Source organism: Pantoea sp. BL1 (genome assembly GCF_000963985.1).
GTDB lineage: Bacteria > Pseudomonadota > Gammaproteobacteria > Enterobacterales > Enterobacteriaceae > Pantoea > Pantoea rwandensis_B.
Genome location: NZ_JZRH01000014.1, coordinates 36,216 through 47,493, shown reverse-complemented (window position 1 = coordinate 47,493; position 11,278 = coordinate 36,216). Strand labels below are relative to the sequence as shown.

Genomic DNA, 11,278 nt, shown 5'->3' with positions numbered 1-11,278 from the left:
TCTCGTTAAGCAACGGATTGGGATAAGTCGGGAACATGCACCGCTTCAAGCAGTGCACGGGTATAAGGATGCTGCGCCAGCGCGCTCATATTCTCGCCGGGCAGCACTTCCACCACATCGCCGCGATACATCACCGCCACGCGATGGGCGATTTGGCGTATCAGGTTGAGGTCGTGAGTAATAAACAGGTAAGCCGTGCCGTAGCGGCGACGCAGTTCCAGCAACAGCTCGATGATGGTGGCTTGCACGGACACATCCAGCGCAGCGGTGATTTCATCGCAAATCACTAAATCCGGTGGATTGGCAAAAGCGCGAGCGATAGCAACACGTTGTTTCTGACCGCCGGACAGCGCATGCGGATAGCGCGTGGCAAACTCAGCGGGCAACCGCACTTCTTCTAACAGGCGCGCCACGGCTTGCGCTTCCGTTTCTCCCGGAGGCAAACCGTATAAGCGCAGCGGACGCGCAATGATTTCACCAATGGTCATGCGCGGATTCAGCGAGGCGTCGGGATGCTGAAAGATCATCTGTACGCGGCGACGATACTCTTTGTCCATCTGCGCGCGTCCTTGCAGCGCATAGCCACAAAAATCGATCTCACCGCTGAACGGCACCAACCCAGTGATGGCTTTACCCAGCGACGATTTCCCCGAACCTGACTCGCCGACCACGCCAAGGATTTCGCCCTGATGCACGGTGAGCGTGACCGCATTGGCCGCGCGCGTGGTATTCGCCTCGCGTTTCAGCAAGCGGTCGACAAAACCTTGCTGGCCGTAATCGATGGTGAGCGCGTCCAGCGTCAGCAGCGGCTGCGATCCGGCGGCATCCTGCACCAGCCGCTGTTGCGGATTCGGCACTGCTGCAATCAATTTGCGGGTATAGCTGTTCTGCGGTGCGCTAAACAAACTCTGCGTGTCGGCCTGCTCAACGATACGGCCCTTCTCCAGCACGCAAACGCGATCGGCGACTTTCGCCACCAGCGCCAGATCGTGGGAAATATACAGTGAGGCTACCCCCGTCTCTTCGCGCAGACGTTCATAGAGATCGAGGATCTGCGCCGAGCTGATGACATCCAGCGCGGTGGTCGGTTCATCGAAGATCATGCAGTCCGGCTGACAGGCGAAGGCCGTGGCGATTAAGATGCGCTGCTTTTCGCCCCCGGAAACCTGATGCGGATAACGGCGCATCATGCGTGCCGGATGCTTAAGCTCGACGTCATGTAACAGCGACTCGCCCAATTCCTGCGCTTCACGTGCGGTTAATCGGCGATGGCGCCGCAGCACTTCCGTCACCTGCTCGCCCAAGGTTAAGGTTGGATTGAGTGAGGCGCTCGGGTCCTGAAAAATCATCCCCAGCTTCGCGCCACGCAGAGCCATCAGTTTAGGGGCCGGCAGACTGAGCAGACTTTCTCCGTTGAGGCGGATGTCGCCCCACTTCTCGCGGGCATTGCCCGCCAGCCAGCGCATGATCGCCCAGCCGAGCGTAGTTTTGCCCGAACCGGATTCCCCCACTAAACCCAGCACTTCGCCGGGCATCACGTTTAACGTAATATCGCGCAGCACCGGCAGTGACTCACCGTTTTGTAACGCGTAATCAAGACTGTAATTTTCCACCGACAGCACCGGCTCAGGCTTCATACTCATCAGTGGCTCCTTGGGTTAAGCACATCTCGCAGCCCGTCACCCAGTAAGTTAAAACCAATCGCCACCAGCGCGATCGCCAGACCTGGAATCATCATCATCCAGGGTGCGGTGAAGAAATAAGTGCGGGCTTCGGAGACCATCAGCCCCCACTCTGGCTCAGGAGGCTGTGCGCCTAAACCGAGGAAACTCAGGGTGGCGAACAGCATGATGGCGAAGGCCACACGAATGGTGGCTTCCACGATGATCGGTGCCAGGATGTTCGGCAACATCTCGCGCAGGATGATGTAGTGCCCGGCTTCACCACGGGCAATCGCCGCGTTGATGTAATCCTGCTGCCGCGCCGCCAGCGCCACGCTGCGTGAAATACGCACCATGCCCGGCACAAACGCGATGGTGATTGCCAGCACCGCATTCATGCTGCTCTGACCCAGCGTGCTGACAATCAACAAGGCAAACAGCAGGCTGGGAATCGCCATCACCGCGTCCATGGTGCGCATCATAAACTCATCGAACTTGCCGCCCAGATAGGCGCTGGCGGTGCCCAGTACTGAGCCAATCACCATGGCTAACGCGGTTGCCAGCAGCGATAGCACGATGGTGGAGCGTGCGCCAACCATCACCCGGCTGAAGATGTCACGCCCCATTTGGTCGGTGCCAAACCAGTGCTCGGCACTGGGGGGTTTATAACGGGTCAAAATCGAGATGGATTCAGGATCGAAGGGCGCGACATGCGCCCCGCCCACCACCATCAGCAGCGACAGCAGGATAATCAGCACCCCCACCGCGCCCTGCGGTGAACGCAGCAAACGTTTTAAAATATCAGGCATAGGAAATTCGCTTATCCAGAACCACATAGGCCAAATCGGCGAGGAAATTCACTACCGAATAGGTCGCGGCGAGAATCATCACACCGGCCTGAATGGTGGGTAGATCGCGCGCCTGCACGGCAACAATCAGCTCACGGCCGATACCGGGAATGGCGAAAATCTCCTCGACCAACACAATGCCGCCAAGCAGATACCCAACATCCAGCGCCACAATGGTGATGGTCGGCAACAAGCCATTACGCAGTGCATGGCGCCAGAGAATGCGGCGGCGCGAGAGGCCTTTCAGCCAGGCAGCGCGGATGTAGTCGGTGTGCAGCACATCGACCATCTCCGAACGCACCATGCGTGAGACGTGCGCCACCAGAATCAGCGCCACGGTGATTGACGGCAGGATCAGGTGCTGTACGCCGCTGATGAAGTTTTCACTCAGCGGCACATAGCCGGTGGCGGGCAGAATCTGCCAGACGTCAGCAAACAGCAGCAGCACCAGCGTGGCGGTGACAAACTCCGGGAAAGAGATGCCGATATAGGAGATGACGCTGACCAGCACATCGGCGGTTTTACCGCGACGCACAGCCGCCCAGATACCGAGCGGGATGGCGATCACCAGCATCAGCAACAGTGCACACACCGCCAGCAACAGCGATCGTGACAGCGCGGTCAATAACGTCGGCCCCACTTCCAGCCCATTGCGCATCGACACACCAAAATTGCCCTGCAACGCCTGGCTCAGCCAATGCCAATACTGCAACCATGCTGGTGCATCCAATCCCAGCCGTTCGCGCACCGCAGCGAGTGCCTCTGGCGTGGCGTTCTGGCCCAGCAAGGTGACAGCGGCGTCCGCTGGCAACAGCTGCGTGATGCCAAAGACCAGCAATGACACCACCAGCAAGGTGTAGATCATCAGCAGCAGGCGTTTAAGCAGATAACTTGCTGTCACGGTCGCTCCTTACACTGCACGCTTAGGCGCTTTGTCAGTTAACCAGATATGGTCGAGACGGAACACCGCTCCGCGCGGATGCAGATGATATCCGCCGACGTAATCACGGCTGGCAGCCAGTAGATCGAAGAAGGTCGGAATCAGCGAAGGCACTTCGTCATGCATCAACTGTTGTGCTTTGCCGTACAGCGTGGTGCGCTGCGCATCATCGTTGGTTTCACGGGCGGCGTTGACTGCACTATCGAAATCGGCGTTGTTCCAGCGTGTTTCGTTCCATGACGCGGTCGAGGTGTAGAGCAGTGAGAACACCGCATCCGGCGTCGGTTGCATGTTGTAGAAACCGACGTAGAAATTGCCTTTTTTCCACACCTGATCGAGATAAGTGCTGTGTGCCATGGTCTGCACTTCAATGCGGAAACCGCCTTGCTTGGCCATCTCACGCAACGCGATACCCAACTGGGTGCGAGTCGCCGGTTTATCCGAGGCAATCAACGTTAAATCGAGACCGTTGGGATAACCCGCATCCGCCAATAAGGCTTTGGCTTTGCTGTAATCCACCGCTTTTTTCGCCAGATTAGCGAAGTAAGGGTAAGAGGCGTTGATCGGCGTATCGTTGCCTGGCGAACCGAGGCCATCGGCAACAAAGTCCACCGATGCCGGGCGATCAACGCACAGTGCCAGCGCCTGGCGCACGCGCACATCGTTAAACGGCTTTTGATCGCAGCCCATGTTCACATTGAGGAACTGACCGGATGCCACCCGCAGTGGCAACACACCGGATGATTTGGAGAGACGCGCAAATTCGCTCGACTGCGCGCTCAGCATCAAATCGGTATCACCGGAGATCAGCGCCGAGCTTTCTGCGATGCCATCGGGATAGACCACCACTTCCACGCCATCCAGATAAGGACGCGCCGGGTCGTAATAATGCGGGTTGCGTTTCACCACGATTTTGCGTTCCGGATCGTAGGAAACCAGCTGGAAAGGACCCGCGCCCAGCGAGGCTTTGGTGAGCTTGTCGTACTGACCCTGCGCAATGCTGGCAGGAATAATTTTGGCGTCTGGATAAGCCAGCATCACCGGCAGGTCAGCGTAAGGGGCATCGGTTTCAATCAGCACAGTGTTGGCATCTGTGGCGCTCACTGCTTTGATCGGGCCGATGTTATGCAGGGCCGGTGAAGCATTTTTCGGATCGAGCAGCGCCTGCAAACTGGCCACCACATCTGCTGAAGTTAAGGCCGTGCCATCGCTGAACTTGAGGTTTGGACGCAGGGTAAAAGTCCACTGCTTTAGATCGGCACTCGCCTGCCAGGATTGGGCCAAATCGGCTTCGGCTTTCATCTGCTGCGTCAGGCGCGTCAGGCCGCTGTAAAGCAACTCCGCGACCAGATATTCCGGGTTGACGCGCACCTGATGCGGATTCAGCACACTGACCGCCTGATCAACACTAATACGCAGTACACCGCCTTTACGTGGCGTGCCGCCTGGCGTCGCGCTGGTTACCGCTGCGGCATGGGCCGAGAACGACCAGGGCAGCATGGCTGCACCGGTCAGAGCGGTAGAGCTGGTGATAAACTGTCTGCGGTTTAACCCTTTCATCGCGCACATCTTCTCTTCCTCGTTAGTTTGTTAAATACCCTGGGTTGGCTGAAACTCATCGGCGAGATACGCCAGAATGGACTGCGAAAGTGCGATAACATCTGCCATCGTTGTGTACTCATCGGCGGCATGAATGCGGTTGTCGGGGCGGGCTAAACCGCCCAGTAAAATTTCCTGCATACCGGCCTGCTGGACCCAACCCATATCCGAACTGGTTGAGGATCCCCAGGGTTTAAACGCCTCCGCTTTAAAACCAAATCCCTGACTCAGCGCGGCCTGCCAGCGTGGCCAGTGCGGACCATCAGGGTTGGCCACCGGGGCCAGATGACCAATCATTTGCACGCTAACATCCAGCGCAGGGCTGCCTTGCATCGCTTGATGGATGCAGTGGGTCAACTCCTGCCAAACGTCATCAAATGCCTCTTCCGGGGCATAGCGTCGATTGATCAGCAGCTCAAAGCGTTCGGGGATGGTCGAGCCTTTACTGCCACCCTGTGCGGCAGCCAGCGTCAACAGTGAGGTCAGCGGTTTGCCCTGATAGTGCGGCGGCGCAGGCATTGCCGAGGTGCGCTGTTCCACTTCGCCTTTCAGTTGATAAAGCGCGTTCATCAACGGCAGCGCGGCTTCGATGGCATTGATGCCGTGCAGCGGATCGCCGGAATGCGCGGAACGCCCGGTGATAATCACTTTGAGGTCGATACTGCCAAAGCAACCTGCCCAGATGCGTGGTACTGCACCACCGTTAAAGCTCAACAGATGCCCGGCGAAGCACTGCTGTTCGGCGAGGTAACGAATACCGGGATACAACCCGCCCTCTTCATCGGTGCATAGCAGAAAGACCGGATTGAAGCGCAACGGCAGATTGCAGGCCTGCGCTGCACGAATCGCCGCCATCGCTGCCACGATCGTCCCTTTCATGTCCGCCGCGCCGCGCCCAAACAACTTGCCTTCGGCCACCGTCAGTGCCAGCGGAGGAAATCGCCAGCCATCCCCCGCAGGCACCGTATCGGTGTGAAAGTAGAGATTGCAGTTTTCGGCTGCGCCACAGTTAAGCGTTGCCAGCAAATTCACTCGCTCGCCGTACGCGCTGCCATCGGGTGCTTGCCAGAGATCTTCCGGCACTGAAACGCGCTCAAAGCTGAAGCTCATGGGCGCTAATAACTGCGTCATTAGGTCGGCAAATTGCGCATAGCCATTGCCCGGTGGAAAGCAGGTATCCACGGCCAGCATGCGCTGCATATCATCAGTTATCTGTGCGGTGTCATCCGCAATGCTCTCTAACGCATTGTTAAGGCGAGAATTCTGCGACATAGGATTATCGTCTGTTGTATTTCTATATAGTTTATAGATAATGCAATTCAAGGACGCAGGTCAATCGGTAATCGGAAACATGCAAAAAAACTATGACGCAGACGACACACCACAATTCTCTCGTTTAAGCGAAGGAGAAGGCGCGCCGTTGTATGAAGTGGTGAAACGCCATATCAGCGAATCAATCCTGCAGGGTGAGCTACCTGCGGGCACGATCCTGCCGAGTGAAAACAGCCTGGCGTCGAAATTTGGCGTGTCGGTGGGAACGGTGCGCAAAGCGCTGGCCGCGTTGACCATCGAAGGGATGTTGATGCGCCGTCGCAAAACCGGCACGGTGGTGACCGGCTGGGCACCGCTGCACAACCTGAGCCACTTTTTCCAGTATTTTCGCCTGCACGATAACAGCGGCGGCTTACTGCATTCGGAAACGACACTGCTGGATTATCAGTTGAGCCAAGCCAACGAGCGGGAAGCAGAAAAACTGCAGATCGCCGCAGGAGATGAGGTGATACGCCTGAAACGTACGCGTCGGGTGAAAGGTATTGCCGCCATGCATGAAACACTGATATTGCCTGCTGCGCGTCTGCCTGATTTCCCTCCAGCGGAATACTTGCCGCCGTTGCTCTATCGCTTCCTGTTCGAACATTACGATGTGCGTGTCGCAGCGGTACGTGAGCAGATCACGGCACAGCTGGCGAACGAGGAAGATGCGACATTGCTGGAGCTGACATTGCCGCACGCGGTGATGGTGATAGATGAAGTGTCTTTTGACCAGAGTGCGATTCCGGTGATCCTTGCGCACCACCGTTTCAGCACCGAGCACTTCATGTATGTGAATGAGGTACGGTAAAACGGTTTCACCCCCTGAGATGCCAGGGGGCGTCACAGATTAAGGCACCCTAAAACAGAGCACATCCTTACCCGGTGTTAATTCATCGGCAACCCCTGAAACGGCGACCGATGTCAGGTGATGTAACCGTTTATCGGCGCAGGCGCGCCGCTACCGGATTGCCCTGCGCAGCACTGCTCGCAAGCTGATAAGCGTTATGCGAGGCGCGCTGCGGATAGCGGAAAAACAGCGCAATCGAAATGAATGAGACGATGGCCACGGCGGCAACATAATACACCAGCGTAAACGCACTGCCTGACCAGCCAATTAACGCCGCACCAATCAGCGGTGCAGTGCCGCCAAACAACGCGGTACCGGTGTTGTACGCCATCGCACCGGCAGAAGCACGCATCTCTGCCGGGAACATATCGACCAGACTAATGGTCATTCCGCTGGTGACCATCAGGAAAACCATCACTGGCACAACCGCTGCAATAATGGCACTGCTTAACGTGCCATGCTCAGCATAGGTGAAAGCAAAGAACATCGCCGGAATCACCAGTACACAGCCCAGCAGCAACCAGCGTTTTCTACCCACCACATCACTGAGATAGCCGTGTAATAGCGTGCTAAAAATCAGTACAAACTGCGAAACTAACACCGCCATTGCTGCATCGGTTTTGGCTAACCCGACAAACGTGGTGAGATACGTGGCAAAGAAGCCCAGAATCAGATAATTGGGCAGCGTATGGCTCATGAGTATCGACATGAACACCAGAATATTTTTCCACTGCGAGCGAATGACCTGAGTCACCGTTGGCGGGTTCAAACGCTGCTCCACACGCGCCCGTTCAACCGCGCGGAACTCCGGGCTCTCATCAAGTTTGCGGCGAATGATTAACCCGACAAGCCCCAGCGGAAGGCCGATGGCAAACAGCACACGCCAGCCCCACTCCTCCATTTGTGTCGCCGTGATTAACGAAGACAACAGGGTGTAGAGGCCAATAGCGATCACAGTGCCGATATAGGCACCTATGGGTGAGAATGAAGCACGAAAAGCGCGGCGTTTTTGATCGCTGTTTTCGACGATGTAATCTGTGGCTGTCGCGTACTCGCCGCCAGCGAAAAAGCCCTGAATCAGTCGGCAAATCACCAGCAGTACGGTGGCGCTGGTGCCTGCCTGTGCGTAAGTGGGGAGAAGGGCGGTCAAGCCGGTCACCACACTCATGCCGGTGATGGTAATCATTAACACCGAACGCCTGCCCCAGCGATCGCCCGCCAATCCCAGCACGATGCCACCAATCGGGCGCACCAGAAAACTCGATGCATAGAGCAGTAATACCGAGAGCAGTGCCGTCAATGGCGCATCCTGCGGAAAAAAAATCCGTGAAATCACACTGGCCAGTAGGCCGTAGAGGGCAAAGTCGAGAAACTCGACCAGATTGCCGGCAACAGCACCGATCAGCGTTTTGCGCTGCATTTCAGGTGTCACCTGAGGAAGCGTGGCAGAAGTTGTCATGGTTAACCCCATCTTCATCGCATAACAGCACGGTCAGTGAACGTGACTCAGAATGAATTTAATCATTCCACATTACGGCATGGCATTCCGTTAATTACGTTAGTTGAGTGAAAATTAGACGTCAATACGCGGGTGAGAGGATTTCGCTATAGGTCACACGGAGATTGAGCAGAAGAGTGAGAAGGGAGAGGAGTCGATTTATTTAATGCAAAAACAATACGTTAGGATGAAATGACCACACCGCAGAGTGGTCATTGCGTCATGCCGTTAACCTCTGGCATTTCTCTGGAAGCCAATTGCCTGGGCAGCCTGAACGGTTAGCGCGCCCCACTCTGCGATTTTTTCTTCATGGTAACGAGAGTCCGGCATCGAGATGCAGATACTGGCGACCGGCTGGTGGGCGGCATCAAAAATGGGTGCCCCGATGGCGAAAATACCGGAGCGATAATAGCCACGGTTGATTGAGTAGCCGCGCTCACGCACCTGCTTCAGTTCTGCGCGAAGTTTATCGGCATCGGTGATGGTGGCCGGGTTAAAGGCACTCAGCTCGCCGGTAAGGATATTTTCAAGCTGGCTTTCCGGTAAGAACGCCAAAATCGCCATGCCGTTGGCCGTGGAGTGAATGGGAGCAATATCCCCAATCGGGCTCACCGCGCGAACGGGATGCGGACTTTCCAGCCTGTCGATCACCACCACCGCGCCATTGCCGTCATACACCGACACGTACACCGTCTCCTGCGTACTATTGCGCAACTCTGCCATCGGATCCTGGACGGCAGCAGACAGCCCACCTCCCGCCAGCTCGATCGGCCGCACGCTGAGCACACGCGGGCTGACGGTCCAGCGCGGCATGTCGCCTTCAATCAATCGTAACCAGCCCGCCTCATGAAAGGTCCAGAGAATGCGCTGCACGGTGGTTTTTGGCATCGACATCATCTTAGCCAATTCACCCACACTGATCGGCTGTTTCTCGGCTACCATCTCCAGCACTTTCAGGCTTTTAATCAGGCTCTGCATCGCTCCAATCTCCCTACTTTCTGACGTCATTGTCTCCACTTGCTGTGCCGTAATATGGCACAGCCTGCCATCTCCCGCTCGGCGTTTTGCCCGTGAGCCGATCACAATTTCCTCCGAATGCTTAATTTTTGTGCTTGCAGAGCAGATAAAATCATGTCACGTTAAATTTATGGAATGGCATTCCTTATTGTGGAACGGCTAAGTTTTCAGCCGCTGAATTCATCAATGATGTTTAGCGAGGCGGAGTGATGGCAGGTCATCAGTCGATATTTACCGAAGATTTTAAGGCGGCACCCTATTGGTGGGAGCAGTGGCAGCCGCAGGATGCGTTGCCCAGTGGGGTTCCGCCCGAAACGGAATACGTGATTATTGGCGCTGGCTATGCCGGGCTGTGCTGTGCATTGACGCTGGCGCAACACGGCAATCAGGTGGTGATTCTGGAAGCCGGCCTACCGGGCAGTGGCGCGAGTACGTTGAGCGGCGGTCAGGTCACTGGCGGCATCAACGTGGGCAAGACCATGTCGGCAAAAAAGGGACTGCGGCAGAGCGATGAGCAACTGAAGCGCGACATGTTGCTGGAGGCCGCTGACGGTTATCGCTTTCTGGAAGATCTGATCGCACAACATCACATCGCCTGCGATTATCGACAAACCGGTCGCCTCGCCGCCGCGTGGATACCGCAACATCTGGAGAGCTGGAAAAAGCGGTTGCCGCTGCTAAACAGCGTGAGCCAGGTGCAGGCGCGCATACTGACGCGCGATGAATTGCGCGCCGAGCTGGATAGCCCGGCCTATCACGGCGGCGTGCTGATTGAGCGTGCTGGTCTGCTCAATCCCGCGCTTTATTACGCAGGTTTGCTGGATGCGGTGCGCAAAGCTGGCGTGGTCATTTGCAGTGGTTCTGCAGTGAGTCGTATTGAGAAACACAGGGCGCATTACCAGGTTGATTCTCTGCGCGGCCGTCTCAACGCGCGTCAGGTGATTATCGCCACCAATGGCTATACCGGGCCTGAAATGGCGCATTTACACGCACGCGTGGTACCCGTCACCAGCCATCAGGTTGCTACTGAACCGTTATCCGCAGATTTACGACGCACGCTGATCCCGCACCAGCGCGGCATTGCTGAAACCCAACGCGTCACGCACTATTTTCGTTATTCACCCGATGGCTCTCGTCTGCTCTTTGGGGGGCGCGCGCGCTTCTACGCCCTTGATCGCCAGCAGTCTGCGCGCGTGCTGCATCAACATCTGACACAACGTTTCCCGCAGTTACGCGACATCAAAATCAGCCATAGCTGGGGCGGTAAAGTCGCCGTCACGCTCGACTACCTGCCGCATATCGGCCAGACGCCGCAGGGCTGTTTTTATGCCGTGGGCTGTAACGGCAGCGGTGTCACCATGATGAGTTGGCTCGGCCATCGATTAGCCCGTCATCTGATTGAAAACACACCGCTCAACGGAAGTCCTTATGGGGTATCGCCGCTGCCCGGCCACCCGCTCTACACCGGCAACACCTGGTTTATGCCGCTGCTTGGCAGCTACTACCAGGTGCGCGATCGCCTGGATAAATCCGCTCATCCACAAACCAATTAGG

Annotated in this window: 9 protein-coding genes; 2 read left to right on the top strand and 7 right to left on the bottom strand. The window is 56.6% G+C overall.

What is annotated here, in order from left to right; all coding sequences use genetic code 11:
- Window positions 1-5: 5 nt before the first annotated feature.
- From nikE to VH86_RS08535, 5 genes are read right to left on the bottom strand one after another with little or no spacing between them, the layout of a single operon-like run.
- On the bottom strand, window positions 6-1,643 hold the full coding sequence (gene nikE, locus VH86_RS08555; protein WP_045832603.1) for an ABC transporter ATP-binding protein: 1,638 nt from the start codon (window positions 1,641-1,643) through the stop codon (window positions 6-8).
- On the bottom strand, window positions 1,643-2,470 hold the full coding sequence (locus VH86_RS08550; protein WP_045815319.1) for an ABC transporter permease: 828 nt from the start codon (window positions 2,468-2,470) through the stop codon (window positions 1,643-1,645). Before VH86_RS08550 ends, nikE begins: the two co-directional genes overlap by 1 nt.
- On the bottom strand, window positions 2,463-3,410 hold the full coding sequence (locus VH86_RS08545; protein WP_045832602.1) for an ABC transporter permease: 948 nt from the start codon (window positions 3,408-3,410) through the stop codon (window positions 2,463-2,465). The genes VH86_RS08550 and VH86_RS08545 overlap by 8 nt, the downstream gene beginning before the upstream one ends.
- 9 nt (window positions 3,411-3,419) lie before the next feature.
- Window positions 3,420-5,018, bottom strand: coding sequence for an ABC transporter substrate-binding protein (locus VH86_RS08540; protein WP_045832601.1), 1,599 nt, complete (start codon window positions 5,016-5,018; stop codon window positions 3,420-3,422).
- Between the two features lie 21 nt (window positions 5,019-5,039).
- A complete protein-coding gene (locus tag VH86_RS08535; protein WP_045832600.1) occupies window positions 5,040-6,320 on the bottom strand; it encodes a M20 family metallopeptidase in 1,281 nt (426 codons plus the stop codon).
- A 79-nt stretch (window positions 6,321-6,399) separates the two neighbouring features.
- Between VH86_RS08535 and VH86_RS08530 the strand changes: the two genes are divergently transcribed.
- Window positions 6,400-7,170: a GntR family transcriptional regulator gene (locus tag VH86_RS08530; protein WP_045832599.1), complete on the top strand. Its 771-nt coding sequence runs from the start codon at window positions 6,400-6,402 to the stop codon at window positions 7,168-7,170.
- Window positions 7,171-7,300: 130 nt separating this feature from the next.
- Here the strand turns inward: VH86_RS08530 and VH86_RS08525 are convergent, their stop codons facing one another.
- Together VH86_RS08525 and VH86_RS08520 are read right to left on the bottom strand one after the other, a co-directional pair.
- Window positions 7,301-8,668 carry an MFS transporter gene (locus tag VH86_RS08525; protein ID WP_197080204.1) on the bottom strand — a complete coding sequence of 456 codons (1,368 nt, stop codon included), beginning with the start codon at window positions 8,666-8,668 and terminating at the stop codon, window positions 7,301-7,303.
- Between the two features lie 267 nt (window positions 8,669-8,935).
- Complete coding sequence (locus VH86_RS08520; RefSeq protein ID WP_045815313.1) at window positions 8,936-9,685, bottom strand: IclR family transcriptional regulator; 750 nt, start codon at window positions 9,683-9,685, stop codon at window positions 8,936-8,938.
- A 248-nt stretch (window positions 9,686-9,933) separates the two neighbouring features.
- On the opposite strand from VH86_RS08520, the gene VH86_RS08515 reads away from it, so the two are divergent.
- Window positions 9,934-11,277: an FAD-binding oxidoreductase gene (locus tag VH86_RS08515; protein WP_045832597.1), complete on the top strand. Its 1,344-nt coding sequence runs from the start codon at window positions 9,934-9,936 to the stop codon at window positions 11,275-11,277.
- Window position 11,278 lies beyond the last annotated feature (1 nt).